Here is a 15,848-nt window from a genome sequence, read left to right on the forward strand (position 1 = left end):
CCACTAATATTTATAAGCGTTCAGCTAAATAAGCATCGTAATCAGGAATTTCAATTTCAACTTCTTGCGTCATATTAGGGGATGTGATCATTAATTTTGCGCTAGCACGGTTCATGGCAACCGGGACATTCCAAACCGTCGCAATACGTAGTAATGCTTTTACATCTGGGTCATGAGGCACTGCATTTAAAGGGTCCCAGAAGAAAATCATCATGTCGATTTTACCTTCAGAGATTAATGCACCTAATTGTTGGTCACCTCCCATAGGGCCGCTTAATAAACTCTTAATAGCAAGTCCTGTTTCACGGCTGAGTAGGTTTCCTGTTGTCCCTGTCCCAAATAAAAAATGTCCCTGTAATGCATCTTTGTTCTCCTTAACCCAGCGTAGTAGCTCTGGCTTATAATGGTCATGAGCGACAAGTGCAATATTTTTATGCGCAGGGATAATCCGTGTTGTTTTTTTCATTAAGGTTCCTTATTTAGTTTAACTTTAACTTTAACCTAGCCTAGTGTTTATTCATCTCAATTACATGACAATCATACTAATCTTGAGCAGCAACAAAGAATGTAGGTCGATATTCCGCTGGAGATAAAGAATCTTGCAATATATTTTTAGGTAAATGATCGGGTGTTAACGTTTCAATCGTTGGTGATATTTTAAAAGGCAAGGGGTGGTGGTTTAAATAGTCAATAGCTTGCTGAATGCTTAATCGACCTTGCAGTACCATTTGATCTGTAGGGGAAAATAACACACGTTCTCGCAATAAACCGCGATATACTGCATGACTTAGGTAAGTTGAAACTAACCCGACTTTATTTTGCCATTTTCTGCTAGCTAACTCACTGATAGCAACTTCAATAGCAACGGCTCCACCGACTAAGTAATCGAGTTTTTCATTTTCAAGTGCATCTTGAATTAAATTGCGCTGTAGCTCTTTGCTGTTATCTCCCCAATAGGTAGCGCTAATGATAATGTCACTGTCTTTAATCGCATCGTTAAACCCCTGGGTCACAGGTTTTGTTCCACCTCGAGTTTTAGGTCCTGGTAACCAACCAATATAGGTAATACCTGACCCTTTTGGGTGCTGCTTTGCTAGAAACTCGCCGGCTTTAAACCCCATGTTGTACCAATCTACTCCCACTTCACCAAGATGAAGAGGAGGGTGAGGTGGAAGTGAACTTACTAATTCGTTTACACTAGCAAAGACAGGGATATTTTTAGTTAGTTTTTTTAAGTCTGATTGAAAGGCAACAGGGTCAACGGTACCTAAAATTATCGCGTTTGCACCAATAGTCACACATTGTTTAATTTGTTCTTTTTGGCGGTTAACATTTGGGTATCCACCAGATTCATATACGGTGAGTTCAATGTTATTTTGTTTTGCTTCCTTGACCATACCGTAATTAACAGATAACCAATATGAGTCTTTTAGGTGGGGATAAATAGCACATATCTTCCAAGGTTCTTTTGCTGAGGCAATAGGGGATAAAAAAATGGAAAGTAATAGAATTGCTATTGAATGAAAAGTAAGTTTCATGGTCTCTTCGCACTGACTTTAGGTTGGTGATATGATACTCGCATTACTCTCTTTTCTAAAGTGCATTCAAGATTATGTTATTTGCTTCTACAGGGATCGGTCGCAAGCTGTTTCTTACTTTTATGGTAATGATTGCCCTCATGGCTTTTGGGTCAGTGGTGGGGGTTTTAGGCTTCTCATACGTTGAAAAAACCGAAAGAACCGTAATTGATTCTGCTATCCCAGCCGTCATTGAAGCGCGATATATTTCAGATTTAAGCACCAAGATCATTTATACCTCTCAACTGCTCTCTCAAGTTGATTCTGAAAAAGAGAGAAAAACTTATGGTAAAGAGTTATTCACCTCAATTGAAAGCTTATACGACCGCTTAAAAGGGTTAGGTGTTTATCCGTTTGATAAAGCCTTACTGACACGGTTGGATCATCAAGTACAAGATATTGTCGATAACTTAGCAACAATGGGAAATAACGTTGGGGAAAAGGTTGTTTTACATCGACTTATTCAAGAAAAAAGTAAAAAACTAACAAAAGCCGCATTACAGCTTGAGGAGCTATCTCGCTCCCAAGTATTGAACTCTAATACCATCACTATTGCCAATGTCGTTAAAATTTATGATTTAGTTGATAACGGAGATAAAGACTCTGTTTATAGAGCACTTGATACGCTTGTTGAAATTGACCTAGACCTAGCGGAACGATTACATGAATTGCGTTTATTGACGTTCAAAGTCGTTAATACTCTTGATGATGCAAGAAACAGTAATGATATTGCTAAAGTCGAAAAATTGCGTCAAGACTTTACTCGCGATATGACCATCATTACTCGTCGTGTGCAAGCGGTTGAAGATCCGAGTCGCACTCAACAAATGTTAATGTTGGCAAATAACCTAACAAAAAGTGAACGTCTTTTTAGTGAGCTTATTCAGCTAGTTAATATTAATAAAAAATTGAAAGCATTAAGTGATGAAAATATACATAAATTTCAAGAGTTAAACCTTACGATTGCTCAACTACTTGACCAAGCTAATGATGTGACTCAGCAGGCGGTTGCTGATGTGAATTTTGTTCTTAAAGTGGTACAACAACTGCTTATCTCTATTACTTTGTTAGGGCTCTGTTTAGTTATCTATATCATGTGGCGTTATGTCTATGCCAGAGTGATCATGAGGTTGAACCAATATGAACAAGCGATTACGGATGTTGCTAATGGGCATCTTGATATTGAATTAGATACCTCCGGTGATGATGAATTAGCACAAATGGGACGATCAATCTTAGTTGCTCGCGATACCGCTCAAGAGCTTCAAGATTATAAAGACAGTTTAGAGTTACAAATTGCTCAGCGAACACAAGAGCTTAAATCAAGTAATGAAAGACTAAATGTTGAGATCATTAATCATGATAAAGCGCGAGATTTAGCCGAACAAGCTAACCGAGCTAAATCTGCTTTTTTAGCCACAATGAGTCATGAAATTAGAACACCTCTTAATGGCGTTTTAGGTACGGGAGAACTCCTTCGTGGCAGTGGTTTAACAGCACAGCAAAAGCAATATGTAGATATTATTAATCGCAGTGGTGAAAACCTTCTTGATTTATTAAATGATATTTTGGATTACTCAAAAATAGAAGCCGGTCATTTATCGATCCGAACGGTGAACTTTAATGTCCATTCAATGATCACCGATGTCCATCATTTATTTAGCTCAAGAGCGCAACAAAAAGGAATAACCTTATCATTTGACGTGCCTGCTGATATCCCGGCATGGTGGTTAGGGGATTGTACTCGAATTAGGCAAGTTCTTAATAATTTTGTGGGAAATGCGGTTAAATTTACCCATACCGGAAGCGTGACTATCCAGTTGCATACTATTTTAGACAGTACTTTATTATTTGAAGTGGTGGATACTGGTGTTGAGATTGCTGAGCATGAAATTAATAGTTTATTTGAGGCCTTTACTCAAGCAGAAGAAGGCCAGAAAGTGTATGGCGGGACAGGATTAGGATTAGCTATCAGCCAGCGCCTTATTGAGGCAATGGGTGGTGAAATTGGGGTGGACTCTAAAGAAGGGTTAGGCAGTACTTTTTGGTTCTCTTTAGATTTAGAAGAGGGCCATAGTATTACAACCTCTAATGATGAAGGAATAGAACCTACTGTGGCGCCAGCCCATTTACTTTTAGTTGAGGATAACCCTGTTAATCAAATGGTCGCAGTTGGTTTTCTTGAGCGTTTAGGCCATAAAGTAACGGCGGTAGATACAGGATCTCTTGCGGAAAAAGCAGTGAAAGAGACGCAGTTTGATATGTTACTTCTAGATATTAATTTACCAGACACTGATGGCGTATCATTACAAAAAAGATTAAGAGATATTGAGAAATCAAAAGAGAATACTGAAGGAAATACACCGATGTTGGCTGTTTCTGCGCACGTATTTAATGAAGATGTTGAGAGTTATTTAGCAGCAGGGTTTGATGGGTTCTTGGCAAAACCATTGGTGGAAAACCAACTTATAAAAATGTTGAATCGTTTTTTGAGTGATACCCATCAAGCTTCAGAATTGAGTAAGATTTCTGAGTCTGAAAAAGTGATTCAAATGAATAATTGTGTGGAAGAAGAGACAATAGCAATGATATTAGACGAGAAAGTACTTCAAAGTGATTTAGCGGTATTAGGTGAAGATCGAATGCTTAAAATCATTAATTTATTTAAACAGTCTTCTAAAGAGAATGTCCTTCAATTACAAGAAGCGATAGATGGTGCTAATGCGCATCAAGTTAATCAGTTAGCACATAAATTAAAAGGTTCAGCTGGGAGCTTAGGGTTAATGCAGCTTCATGCTCTTTGTCACGCTTATGAAGAAAGTGGTAAGCAAGGGGAGTTATCAGAGTGTAGCTCAGAAGCACTCAATAATATTTACGACGCTTCAGTATTGGCTATTGAACAGTTTTTACAGCAGTGAAAAGAATAGCCTACCATCACGGTAGGCTATTTTTATTTCTGAGTAATAACGACAACGGTTCCTTTGGAGGAGTTATAAGAGATTTTAATTTGTGACTCTTCAGGGTTACTGCTATTAAAACCGTACAAGCGATTAATGTAATAACATGAATCTTGAAAACTTTGCCCTTCACTGCGATAACGAACTGAAAGAAAATCGGTTTCATCCCTCTGGCGATGAGATACGGTTGGTGGATCGATCAAAAGAGCATTCCATAAATCATTGCAGCCTTGTTTACCCTTACCAATATTTTTAGGTTGGGCCATAACTCGATTCTTTTTGATACCAAGAGGAAAGCCCAATGTATTTACATCTAAGTCCTCACTTGCAAACCCTTCAAGATCTGTTTTTGCAATTAAATTCCCGCTAGTTATCCAGCGATATTGCGTAAAAATAACAGACTGTTCAAAGTTAGCGGCAATTCCCTCTGCTTGGGATACGTAGGCATTATAGGAATAGTTAAGAAATTTAGGCACGGCAATAATCGTTAGAATAGCAATAAGAACAATACCTACTATTAACTCAATAAGCGTAAAACCAAAAGTCTTCTTTTTCATATAAACCTCCGTGTCCTATGGCATACACAAAGAAGTATCGGTATTATTTTGCGTCTAACACAAAAGAAGCAAAGCGTTCTTTCGTTTCTTTATCTGCTTTTTCATACCAGTAATGCAGCATTTGTTCAGCAGTATTCTCGCCTTGTTCGTTTTTAATTTCTTTATGAGTTACCGTTACCATGCCTTCTTTAAAGGCTGCTGGCGCATCAGTGGAATTAAATTGAGCTAATTCAAATTGAATATTTCGACCTACTTGAACACCATGATGAATTAATTGCGCCTGAGTAAATGGGACAGTTTCGCCATTTTGGTCAATTAAATTCCAATTCAGTTCAGTATTAAAGGCTTCGGCTTTCTCTGGAGAATTATACGTAGGGAATTTAAAGGCTAACTCTTTATCTGAAGCTGAAAATTTAGAGATGATAATATCACTAGATACAATAATGTTGTCTTTACCCTGCTTAAATACAGGATTGTATCGGAATGCAATTTGATGCTCGCCATTCTCTAACTCAAGGGTTGATGTGGTTGAGAAAAAAGAGCTCTTCAGCTCAACTTCTTGGTTATCAACTAATAATAGTTCAACTTCGTCTGGAACCGTTAATTGAATGGCAGCGTTAGCTGACATGGATGAAAGAAGACAGAAACTAGCACCAAAAAGAGAATGAATTTTCATTGAGTACACCTCATCATAATAATTTTAATTAAGTGTACTTAGATTATGAAGATAAGGAAATGGTTATAAAAGAGAATGTGGAAAACAAAAAAGCCCCTAACTAGAGGGGCAAGAGTTTCCATCGCTTTGTTATTATTCTTTGAATCAATTAACCAAAGTCACCGTTTACATAACCTTGTGTACGGTCATCTTTTGGATTTGAGAAAATAATTTGAGTGTCATCGTGCTCAACCAATTCACCCATTAGGAAGAAAGCTGTTTTATCTGAGATGCGGCGCGCTTGTTGCATTGAGTGAGTCACAATAACAATGGTGTAATCTTTCTTTAGGGTTTCCATTAGCTCTTCAATTTTATGCGTTGCTATTGGATCAAGTGCTGATGTTGGTTCATCCATTAAAATAATGTCTGGTTGCATTGCAATCGTTCGTGCAATACATAGACGTTGTTGTTGACCACCAGATAACCCAAAAGCATGTGATTTTAGACGGTCTTTCACCTCATCCCACAAGGCTGCACTACGTAATGATTTCTCTACTACAGTATCTAACTCTTTCTTATCCTTAACGCCTTGTGCTTTTAAACCGTAAGCGACGTTTTCATAAATGCTCATTGGGAATGGATTCGCCTTTTGGAAAACCATTCCAACTTTGATGCGTAGGTCAGCAACATCAATATTGCCGTAGATATCATTACCATCTAGACTGACAAGACCTGTGATTTTTACGCCTTCAATCAAATCATTCATGCGGTTTAAACAACGTAAAAGTGTTGATTTACCACAACCAGAAGGACCAATAAGCGCAGTTACTTGCTTTGCAGGGATTGGTAAATTGATGTTTTTAAGTGCTTGGTTTTGTCCGTAAAAAAGGTCTAGGTTTTCAATATTAAATTTGTTCATTTTATTTTCCTTATCAGCCGCAACTTATTATCGTGCCACTGATTCAATTTGATAACGTTATATTTTAGTAAGATGCTTTATTAATTTTTTGAGCCAATAGTTTGGTTAGCATATTAATGACAAGAACAAGAACGATAAGTACGGTTGCCGTTCCGTAAGCTTGGTTCCACTCGTCGATAGTAAATAATTCTGTCGTTAGCTTATAAAGGTGAACGGTTAGCGTACGTCCTGAATCCAGTAATGAATCAGGAATACGAGCCACCATACCAGCTGTTAAAAATACAGGTGCAGATTCACCGATAACACGACCAATACTTAAAATAACGGAAGTTAAAATACCTGGCATTGCGCTTGGTAAGATTAAGCGCCAAATCGTATAAATTTTTGATGCGCCAAGCCCGTATGAACCTTCACGAAAGGTTTGAGGTACAGCCATTAACGCTTCTTCTGTTGTACGAATAATTACGGGCAGTATTAAAATACTCAGTGTTAGAGCACCAGATAGGATAGAGAATCCAAGACCTAGAATACCAACAAAGAAAGTCATACCAAATAAACCAAAGATAATCGATGGAATACCCGCTAACGATTCAGTACAGAAACGGATTACTTTAACGAGCTTACTACCTATCTTTGCATATTCGGTTAGGTAAATTGCCGTCATGATCCCAAGCGGAGCAGCAACAGCAATAGAAGCAAGCACCATGTATAAGGTTGCGACTATCATAGGGAAGATACCGTGCTCTTCACCTGTTCGTGTGTAATTATCTGTAATAAATGACCAACTTACGTGTTGCATACCATTCGAAAGGATGTACCAGATAATCCAAAATAGGAAACCTACGGTAATTGCAGCAGATAACCAAATGAATCCTGAAGCAATCTGGTCTTTAATTTGACGCTGTTTCTTTAATTTATTCATGATCTTATTTCGCCGTTTCACGGTTTAAGTAAAGAAGAATGCCATTAAGAGACATGATAAATACAAGTAATACCACTCCGGTTGCGTACAGAGCGTTGGCGTGAATACCACTTGCGTATGACATTTCAATTGCGATGTTTGCGGTTAATGTTCGTGCTGAATCTAAAATTCCTTCCGGCATTGCAGGGGCGTTACCCATTACCATGATGATTGCCATCGTTTCGCCTAATGCACGAGCAATACCAAGAATTACGCCTGTCATGATCCCTGAACGAGCAGCAGGAAGAAGAATGCGGAAAATAGTAAATATTTTAGAAGCCCCAAGTGCCAATGAACCTTCTCGGTATGTTGATGGAACCGCACGAATAGACGTTTCTGATACGGTGATTACCGTTGGAAGGATCATGACACCAAGAACGATAATACCAGCAAGAATAGTGTTACCTGCAGGGACTTGGAATATGTCTTGAATTAATGGAACAATAATAACAAGGCCAAAGAAACCATAAACAACCGATGGAATGCCAGCTAGAAGTTCAACGGCTGGACGAATAATGTCAGCGACTCGTTTAGGTGCAATTTCAGCAATAAAAATAGCCGTAAGAATGCCAACAGGAACACCAACTAATACTGCACCAAAAGTAGACACAACAGAGGCAACGATCATGGTGAATACACCATACAGTGCAGGTGGTAACCAATCTTGGCCTAATACAATGCCACTCACGCCAGCTTGCTGAAATGCAGGGATACTTTCTTTAATGATGAAATAAGCGATAGTCGCTAGTGAAACAATACCAATAACAGCACAACTTAAAAATAAGCCGTGGAAAATGCGCTCTCTCCAATCCACTCGTTTCTTTTTTCGTAATGGACTGTTAGATGGTTTTACTTGATTTTCTGTATTTTGATTATTCATTGCGATGGTCATAATAAATACTCACATGTCGAAAAATTCGAAATGGAAAAATGCCCAACCTTCGCAGGTTAGGCAATAGGGTAGAAATTAGTTAACTGAGATGTAGCCTTTCTTTTCAACAAGGTTTTGAGCGGTTTCAGCTGTCATCCAATCAAGGAATTTTTGTGCTTCAGCTGATGGTTGGCCTTCTTTGTATAGAACAAGGAATGGACGTGATACTTTGTATGTGCCGTTTTTGATGTCAGCAACACTTGGTTCTACATTATCAATTGCTAGTGCGTGTACTGAGCCATCAACAGTACCTAAAGAGATGTAACCAATTGCATATGGGTTACTTGCTACCATTGTTTTTAGTGCACCGTTGCCGTTAGCAACTTGAGCGCGTTGTGAAATTGCTGATACTTTCATGCCTGATACTTTTTTCTTTAGGCTCATGATGTCTTCAAATGCGCCACGTGTACCAGATGCAGTATCACGGGTGATAACAACAACTGGTTTGTCTGCGCCGCCTACTTCTTTCCAGTTTTTCACTTCACCTTTGTAGATAGCCGTTACTTGTTCTGATGTTAACCCTTTAAGTTTGTTACTTGGGTTTACTACAACAGCGATGCCATCATGAGCCACAATCAGCTCTTTAAGTGCTGGCTCTTTTTCTGATGATTTTAGATTACGTGAAGACATACCTAAATCAGCAGAACCATTTTTTGCTGCTTTTACACCAGCAGAGGAGCCTGGACCTTGAACTTCGATAAATACGTTTGAATGGTCTTTCATGTAAGTTTCAGAAAACACTTCCATAAGAGGAGTGACACTGCTTGAACCTACTGCAGAAATGGTTTCCTTTGCTAAAGTTGGTGCTGCTACTACTGAACTAATAATTGCTAGTGCGCCGATTACTGACTTTTTCATTTTCATTTCCTTTGTCTGGCATTCATGCCGTAATTAAGTTGACGAGGTCACTTTAGGAAAATTATGTGACAGTTATATTTCAGTTTTTTTAAATGTGTATTACATGAGAAGAAAGGTTAACTCTGATTCTTACCATTTCGAGGAGGGAGGTTTATATTTGTATTTGTTTTTATTGGAGAATTTATAGATATTGAAAATAAAAAAGGCGGTAACCTTTTATGGTTTCACCGCCTTTAAATAAATAATTAAATGTGTTTTTAATGACTGCAAACAGAGCAATTAGGCATTTTAGCCAACTTCATTTCACGCCAATTCATCGATAGGGCATCAAGAATTAGCAGTTTACTGATTAAAGGTTGACCGTAATTGGCTAATACTTTTATCGCTTCTAGGGCTTGGACTGAGCCAATAATTCCAACAACAGGAGACATTACCCCCGCTTCTACACAAGTTAATGCTTGTTGGCCAAATAAGCTGCTTAAACATTGGTAGCAAGGTTCATCACTTTGATAAGTGTAAACACTGACTTGACCTTCCATACGAATTGCAGCACCAGAAACTAATGGTGTTTTAGATTCAAAACATAATCGGTTTAATTGGTTACGTGTATCGACATTATCGGTGCCATCAAGGATGAGATCATGAGAGGCAATCAAAGCTCGTAATTCATCATCAGATAGACGCTTATCAATGGTGTTAATGTGGCAATTGGGATTAATTCGATTTAACGCCATTTTAGCTGATACAACTTTCTTTACACCAATGGTCTCATCACTGTGTAATACTTGTCGCTGAAGATTTGAAAGCTCTACGGTATCATCATCAACAAGCGTTAGAGTACCAACACCCGCCGCCGCTAAATATTGGCTGGATGCGCAACCAAGGCCACCGGCACCAATAATAAGTATAGAGCTTGCTTTTAATGCTTCTTGGCCATCAAAATCAAAATTACGTAAGATGATCTGACGGTTATAACGAAGCATTTCATTATCAGTTAATTCACTCATGAATAAGCTCTTAGTATAGTGATGCGTTGAAAAGTTCGATGTTAACCGTTTCACCCGCTTCAACACGGCCACGCTCACGCTCTAATACAACGAAGCAATTGGCAACACTCATTGAACTGAAGGCACCAGAACCTTGATTACCAGTCGTCGATACCTCAAATTGGCCTTGTTCATTAATAGAATAAATGCCACGTTGATAGTCAGTACGGCCAGGGTGTTTTTTAAATGTAGATGTTGCTTTTGCAGGGATTGATTTTGGTGCTTCCCATTTTGTATGACCCGCAAGTTTTGCAAGCATTGGTTGTACAAGTACATACATGGTTAACATTGCTGATACCGGGTTTCCAGGTAAACCACAGAAGTAAGCGTTAGGTAACTGGCCAAACGCAAAAGGTTTGCCTGGTTTAATGGCCAATTTCCAAAAACCGATCTGACCTAATTCATCCAAAATATCTTTAGTATAATCCGCTTCGCCAACACTTACGCCGCCAGAAGTAACAACAACATCGGCTTCTTTATCTGCTTTTAAAAACACTTCTTTTAGTGTTTCTGGGCAGTCAGGGATAATACCAAGATCGATCGCTTCGCAACCAAAACGTTCAATTAATACTTTAATACCGTAGCGATTACTGTCGTAGATTTGACCATCTTCTAGTGGTTGACCAAGGGGCTTAAGCTCGTCACCTGTTGAGAAGAAAGCAACTTTTGGCTTATCTACTACGGGAATATCATTGATGCCTAGTGAAGCAATTAATGGGATATCACGTGGCGTTAAACGATGACCTTTAGCAAGGACCGTTTGACCTTGAGATACATCGTCGCCAATCGGACGAATGTTCGCCTGTGGTTTTACATCTGCAAGATTAAGTTCAAAGGTAATGCCAGCATCTGATTCTGCTGTTAATTCTTGCATAATCACCGCATCACAGCCTTCAGGGATTTTAGCTCCTGTCATAATGCGAATGGTAGTTTGTGTTTGCCATTCACCTTCAAATGGAACACCAGCAAAAGATTTACCAACAACGGGTAAGGTTAAAGATTGCTCTAAATCTGCAATACGTACCGCATAACCGTCCATTGCCGAGTTAGCAAATGGGGGAACATTAATAGGAGAACGAATATCTTCAGCTAATACAAAGCCAATTGCGTCAGCAAGGGCTAAAGAATGGGTCTTTGATACTGGAGAAACTTGAGATAATAAGGTTTCTAAAGCGGTTTCTACTGGAATTAAACCTTGAGTTGCACAGCAATCCATTAGGGTACTCTCTACATTAATCGTAATAATGATTGAACATTACCATATTTTGACCTTTAACATCTAATAGACCTAATAAAATCAGGGTGTATTTATTTGACAGAGCAGGTATCCTTAGCGAAGTTCAATTGATTATGGAATTTTGGAGTATACGATGTCATCACTTAGTGAATCAGCCGTATTAGTGCGTGATGCCCTTGTTGCACGTGGTCTTGAGACGCCAATGAAAGAAAATGGTGTTAGTCGAGAAGAAAAAAAAGAGCGCATAGAAGAGCATATGCGTGAAATTCTAACGCTATTAAGCCTTGATCTTAGTGATGATAGCTTAGAGGAAACACCACACCGTATTGCAAAGATGTATGTGGATGAAATTTTCTCTGGTTTAGATTATGCAAATTTTCCGAAAATCACAGTGATTGAAAATAAAATGAATTGTGATGAAATGGTGCGTGTTAATGATATTACGCTAACCAGTACTTGTGAGCATCATCTAGTGACTATTGATGGTAAGGCAACGGTTGCTTATATCCCACGAGGAAAGATCATCGGATTATCTAAAATTAATCGAATTGTTCGCTTCTTTGCTCAACGCCCTCAAGTCCAAGAGCGTATGACTCAGCAAATATTGGTGGCTTTGCAAACCTTATTAGGTAGTGATGATGTCGCTATCACAATGGAAGCGACGCACTATTGTGTTAAGTCTCGTGGCGTTATGGATGCAACAAGCAGCACAACAACGACTGCGCTTGGTGGGATATTTAAGAGAAATCCAGCAACAAGACATGAGTTTTTAAGCGGTATCCGCTAGATATTACGACAGCATAGACAGTAAAAAGCCCGTAACTTAGCCAATAAGTTACGGGCTTTTTTATATGTATTTAAAGCAACGGGCTGAACATTGAAAAGAATCGTTCAGTAAAGCGATGAGGCAAGTTGCGCTGTTGCCATATCGCGAGTTCTATTGGGGTAGATTGTTCTAGATAACCGTTTAATACCCATGATAATTGTTTGGTAAATTCAGGATCATCAACGATCAAACTGACTTCAAAATTTAACCAAAAGCTACGCATATCTAAATTTACGGTACCAATAATACAATAGCTATCATCAATCACTACTGATTTGGTATGTAGCAGACCGCCATTAAACTCATAAATATGAACGCCAGCTTTTAATAGCGTTTCAAAAAATGATTTAGATGCCCAACTAACCATTAAAGAGTCATTTTTCTTTGGTAAAATTAGTTTTACCTCCACGCCACGATGAGCCGTAGTTCGTAACGTATGTAGCAATATTTCACTAGGTACAAAATAAGGGGTAGTAATAGTGATTGATTTTCTTGCTTGATTAATCGCGGTAATCAATACTTGTTGAATAATATCGTCAGGCATCCCAGGGCCTGATGGAACAACTTGTGTCGTATGGTTGAATGGGTCAATCGATATTGGACATTCAGGCAGGGCTGGTAATTCACGGATCCCTGTTTCTACTTCCCAATCCCATGCATGAATCGTATTTAAAACAGCAACATTAGGGCCAGTAATGCGGATCATGACGTCAACCCATTGCCCAACCCCTGAATTTTGCTTGAAGTATTGTGGGTCAACGAGATTCATTGAGCCTGTGTAAGCAACCTTATTATCGATAACCACAATTTTACGGTGTAGGCGTAGATCCAGTCGACGAAAGAACATACGAAATGGACTTACACTTAACGCTTCTACTATGTTAACACCTGAATCTTTAAGCAGCTTTGGCCAATGACTTTTGAAAAAATCGATACTGCCTGCCGAATCTAAAAGTACGTTGACTGTCACTCCACGCTTAGCTGCTTTAATTAATGCACTAGCAACACTGTCAGCTAACCCGCCATGGTGCCAAATGTAAAATTCCATATTGATTTCATGTTCAGCTTTTTCAATATCTCGAACAATAGCGGTGAGGATCTCTGATGGTGTATTAAGTAAAGATAAAGTGTCTCCACTGAGTGCAGGTATGCCCACACGATTTGAGCAGAGATTATGTATTGACGAAATTCGATGAGAGATTGATTGTGGTTGGTGGTGCTGACAATGGTGGACTTGTGCAAACCATTCCTCATAAGGCGTAAACATGGCCTTTGCACGCTCCCCCCTTGTTCGTCCTAAATTTAGCTCACCGATCAGAAAGTAGGCGATAACACCAAGAACAGGAATGATATATATGATCATTAGCCACGCAAGTGAGACACCAACAGGTCTTGGCTTGAAAACCACACGTATTGTTACACCTGCTACTAATAACCAATATAAGATGAAACCGATAAGAGTAAGCGCTTGATAAAATTTATCCATTAACCTTGATCGCAAGAGTGGTAAGTGAATCTATATTAAATCAGGAGTCGAAGGAAATAAGTAGGGTATAAGGAAAATATTTACAAAATAAAGCGTATTGATGATTTTGTAAACACTTAAGTTAAAAAAGAGGGTTATACGTTAAAAAATATAACTAACGGGGTTTCAATTTTATTCTCAAACTGTTTTACTTGCAAATATTGAGCGTTATTCAACATTTTTTAGAGTGTACATAATTTTATACACCATTTTGATGCTCATATATAAACACAGTGCATACACAACAATATAGAATATTTGGAGAATTTGTGGCTATGAGTAATACCACTAAGCCCCGTGATACCTGGGGTTCAAAATTAGGATTTGTAATGGCTGCAGCAGGTTCTGCTGTTGGTCTAGGTAATATTTGGAAATTTCCATATACAGCGGGTGAGAATGGTGGTGGTGCATTTGTTGCTATTTATCTATTCTTTGTGATCTTTATTGGTTTTAGCGTAATGCTAACCGAGTTTGCTATCGGCCGTCGTACTCAAAAATCGGCAGTTGGTGCATTTAAATCGACGGATCGTCGTTGGACGTTTGCTGGTGTGATAGGTGTCGTGAGTGGTCTGTTGATCATGGGCTTTTACCCAGTTGTTGGTGGTTGGGCAATTGCTTATATCGGTAAAGTAGGGACAGGTCTTTTAGATGCTCCTGAGGCGATTGGAGATAGTTTCGGTGGATTCATTTCTGATCCGGTTCAACCGTTAATGTGGATGGGCGCATATTTACTTCTAAACATCGTTATCGTAATGAAGGGTATTTCAGGCGGTATTGAAAAAGCGGGTAAGGTATTAATGCCGTTACTTTTCATTATCCTGATTATTGTTTCTGTTAAGGGACTCATGCTTCCAGGAGCGATGGCGGGTCTTGAATTCTTGTTCAGTCCTGACTTTTCTAAAATTGATAGTAACGTTATTCTTGCCGCGCTTGGTCAAGCATTCTTCTCATTATCTCTTGGTATGGGTTGTATGATGACATATGGCTCTTATCTGAAGAAGAAAGAAAACCTAGTTCAAACAACAGCAATGGTTACAGCAATGGATACGGGTGTTGCGATCCTTGCTGGTGTAGCAATGTTCCCTGCAATGTTTGCGTTTGGTATGGCACCAACAGCTGGCCCAGGTCTTGTATTTGTAGTTGTACCTCAGCTGTTTGCTGAAATGGGTGGTGTTATTGGTCTTCTACTTGCATTGATGTTCTTCATTGGTTTAAGTGTGGCTGCATTAACATCTTCAGTTTCACTATTGGAAGTTGTGGTTTCTTACTTAATTGATGAGAAAGGTTTATCACGAGTTAAAGCGGTTATTGCAGCAAGTTCAGTGATGGCAATTCTATGTATCTTTGCTTCACTATCTTTAGGTGGTGTTGGACCAACATTGTTTGATACTGGTGCGTTCGATATCTTCGATCTTCTAACAGATAAGATCTTCTTAGCGGTTGGCGGTATGTTGGTATGTATCTTTGCAGGTTGGAGATTGACGCGTGAAGATTTAGAAAATGAAGTGACAAACGGCGGCGAAGTGAAGTTCCCACTGTTCGGCTTATGGTACGCTTTAGTTAAGTACGTTATCCCTGTTGCAATTGCAATCGTTGCATTCATGGGAATTTCATCTGGATTTGATAGTGGCAAAGGTCCTATCATGTTATTGGGTGTCGGTATCATTGCTGGTTCGGCGTTAATCTCGAAGAAGTTTTAATTTGAGATAACCAGTAAGTAAGCAATAAGTAGAAACGAGAGCTTTGTGGCTCTCGTTTTTTATATAAACATAAAAAAGCCTGATAAATAATCAGGCGTT

At 38.9% G+C, this 15,848-nt stretch carries 14 protein-coding genes; 3 read left to right on the forward strand and 11 right to left on the reverse strand.

The window, feature by feature from the left end; translation table 11 throughout:
• Positions 1 to 10: 10 nt before the first annotated feature.
• Both PVK71_RS17270 and torT read right to left on the reverse strand, forming a co-directional pair.
• Positions 11 to 466, reverse strand: a complete 456-nt coding sequence (locus PVK71_RS17270; protein WP_130046070.1) for a methylglyoxal synthase — start codon at positions 464 to 466, stop codon at positions 11 to 13.
• Positions 467 to 542: 76 nt separating this feature from the next.
• Positions 543 to 1,538 carry a TMAO reductase system periplasmic protein TorT gene (gene torT / locus PVK71_RS17275; protein ID WP_274419728.1) on the reverse strand — a complete coding sequence of 332 codons (996 nt, stop codon included), beginning with the start codon at positions 1,536 to 1,538 and terminating at the stop codon, positions 543 to 545.
• Between the two features lie 74 nt (positions 1,539 to 1,612).
• On the opposite strand from torT, the gene torS reads away from it, so the two are divergent.
• Positions 1,613 to 4,495, forward strand: a complete 2,883-nt coding sequence (torS, locus tag PVK71_RS17280; RefSeq protein WP_274419731.1) for a TMAO reductase system sensor histidine kinase/response regulator TorS — start codon at positions 1,613 to 1,615, stop codon at positions 4,493 to 4,495.
• Positions 4,496 to 4,527: 32 nt separating this feature from the next.
• Here the strand turns inward: torS and PVK71_RS17285 are convergent, their stop codons facing one another.
• The 8 genes from PVK71_RS17285 to moeA form a co-directional block, all read right to left on the reverse strand.
• Complete coding sequence (locus PVK71_RS17285) at positions 4,528 to 5,091, reverse strand: pilin (RefSeq protein WP_274419732.1); 564 nt, start codon at positions 5,089 to 5,091, stop codon at positions 4,528 to 4,530.
• A gap of 43 nt (positions 5,092 to 5,134) precedes the next feature.
• Positions 5,135 to 5,767 carry a YccT family protein gene (locus PVK71_RS17290; RefSeq protein WP_274419733.1) on the reverse strand — a complete coding sequence of 211 codons (633 nt, stop codon included), beginning with the start codon at positions 5,765 to 5,767 and terminating at the stop codon, positions 5,135 to 5,137.
• A 148-nt stretch (positions 5,768 to 5,915) separates the two neighbouring features.
• Positions 5,916 to 6,665: a phosphate ABC transporter ATP-binding protein PstB gene (pstB, locus tag PVK71_RS17295; RefSeq protein ID WP_274419734.1), complete on the reverse strand. Its 750-nt coding sequence runs from the start codon at positions 6,663 to 6,665 to the stop codon at positions 5,916 to 5,918.
• 64 nt (positions 6,666 to 6,729) lie between these two features.
• Positions 6,730 to 7,587 (reverse strand): phosphate ABC transporter permease PstA, encoded by an 858-nt coding sequence (gene pstA / locus PVK71_RS17300; RefSeq protein WP_274419735.1) that lies wholly within the window; start codon positions 7,585 to 7,587, stop codon positions 6,730 to 6,732.
• A gap of 4 nt (positions 7,588 to 7,591) precedes the next feature.
• A complete protein-coding gene (gene pstC, locus PVK71_RS17305) occupies positions 7,592 to 8,518 on the reverse strand; it encodes a phosphate ABC transporter permease subunit PstC (RefSeq protein ID WP_274419736.1) in 927 nt (308 codons plus the stop codon).
• A gap of 75 nt (positions 8,519 to 8,593) precedes the next feature.
• A complete protein-coding gene (locus PVK71_RS17310; protein ID WP_274419737.1) occupies positions 8,594 to 9,415 on the reverse strand; it encodes a phosphate ABC transporter substrate-binding protein in 822 nt (273 codons plus the stop codon).
• Between the two features lie 257 nt (positions 9,416 to 9,672).
• Complete coding sequence (moeB, locus tag PVK71_RS17315; protein ID WP_274419738.1) at positions 9,673 to 10,422, reverse strand: molybdopterin-synthase adenylyltransferase MoeB; 750 nt, start codon at positions 10,420 to 10,422, stop codon at positions 9,673 to 9,675.
• Between the two features lie 10 nt (positions 10,423 to 10,432).
• Positions 10,433 to 11,677: a molybdopterin molybdotransferase MoeA gene (moeA, locus tag PVK71_RS17320; protein WP_274419739.1), complete on the reverse strand. Its 1,245-nt coding sequence runs from the start codon at positions 11,675 to 11,677 to the stop codon at positions 10,433 to 10,435.
• A 154-nt stretch (positions 11,678 to 11,831) separates the two neighbouring features.
• Here moeA and folE point away from each other — a divergent pair, with 154 nt between their 5' ends.
• On the forward strand, positions 11,832 to 12,485 hold the full coding sequence (gene folE, locus PVK71_RS17325; RefSeq protein WP_130046081.1) for a GTP cyclohydrolase I FolE: 654 nt from the start codon (positions 11,832 to 11,834) through the stop codon (positions 12,483 to 12,485).
• 70 nt (positions 12,486 to 12,555) lie between these two features.
• Here folE and cls read toward each other — a convergent pair whose 3' ends face one another.
• Positions 12,556 to 14,010: a cardiolipin synthase gene (cls, locus tag PVK71_RS17330; RefSeq protein WP_274419740.1), complete on the reverse strand. Its 1,455-nt coding sequence runs from the start codon at positions 14,008 to 14,010 to the stop codon at positions 12,556 to 12,558.
• A 308-nt stretch (positions 14,011 to 14,318) separates the two neighbouring features.
• On the opposite strand from cls, the gene PVK71_RS17335 reads away from it, so the two are divergent.
• Positions 14,319 to 15,749, forward strand: coding sequence for a sodium-dependent transporter (locus PVK71_RS17335; protein ID WP_274419741.1), 1,431 nt, complete (start codon positions 14,319 to 14,321; stop codon positions 15,747 to 15,749).
• The last annotated feature ends 99 nt before the right edge of the window (positions 15,750 to 15,848 follow it).

The sequence above is a fragment of the Aliivibrio sp. S4MY1 genome, assembly GCF_028765545.1.
Taxonomy (GTDB): Bacteria; Pseudomonadota; Gammaproteobacteria; order Enterobacterales; family Vibrionaceae; genus Aliivibrio.

Excerpts from the sequence above, each read along its gene's own strand:
- pstA (WP_274419735.1), bottom strand. The coding sequence starts at position 7,587 with ATGAATAAATTAAAGAAACAGCGTCAAATTAAAGACCAGATTGCTTCA.
- PVK71_RS17310 (WP_274419737.1), bottom strand. The coding sequence starts at position 9,415 with ATGAAAAAGTCAGTAATCGGCGCACTAGCAATTATTAGTTCAGTAGTA.
- PVK71_RS17290 (WP_274419733.1), bottom strand. The coding sequence starts at position 5,767 with ATGAAAATTCATTCTCTTTTTGGTGCTAGTTTCTGTCTTCTTTCATCC.
- torT (WP_274419728.1), bottom strand. The coding sequence starts at position 1,538 with ATGAAACTTACTTTTCATTCAATAGCAATTCTATTACTTTCCATTTTT.
- PVK71_RS17285 (WP_274419732.1), bottom strand. The coding sequence starts at position 5,091 with ATGAAAAAGAAGACTTTTGGTTTTACGCTTATTGAGTTAATAGTAGGT.
- moeA (WP_274419739.1), bottom strand. The coding sequence starts at position 11,677 with ATGGATTGCTGTGCAACTCAAGGTTTAATTCCAGTAGAAACCGCTTTA.
- torS (WP_274419731.1), top strand. The coding sequence starts at position 1,613 with ATGTTATTTGCTTCTACAGGGATCGGTCGCAAGCTGTTTCTTACTTTT.
- cls (WP_274419740.1), bottom strand. The coding sequence starts at position 14,010 with ATGGATAAATTTTATCAAGCGCTTACTCTTATCGGTTTCATCTTATAT.
- pstC (WP_274419736.1), bottom strand. The coding sequence starts at position 8,518 with ATGACCATCGCAATGAATAATCAAAATACAGAAAATCAAGTAAAACCA.
- pstB (WP_274419734.1), bottom strand. The coding sequence starts at position 6,665 with ATGAACAAATTTAATATTGAAAACCTAGACCTTTTTTACGGACAAAAC.
- folE (WP_130046081.1), top strand. The coding sequence starts at position 11,832 with ATGTCATCACTTAGTGAATCAGCCGTATTAGTGCGTGATGCCCTTGTT.
- PVK71_RS17270 (WP_130046070.1), bottom strand. The coding sequence starts at position 466 with ATGAAAAAAACAACACGGATTATCCCTGCGCATAAAAATATTGCACTT.
- moeB (WP_274419738.1), bottom strand. The coding sequence starts at position 10,422 with ATGAGTGAATTAACTGATAATGAAATGCTTCGTTATAACCGTCAGATC.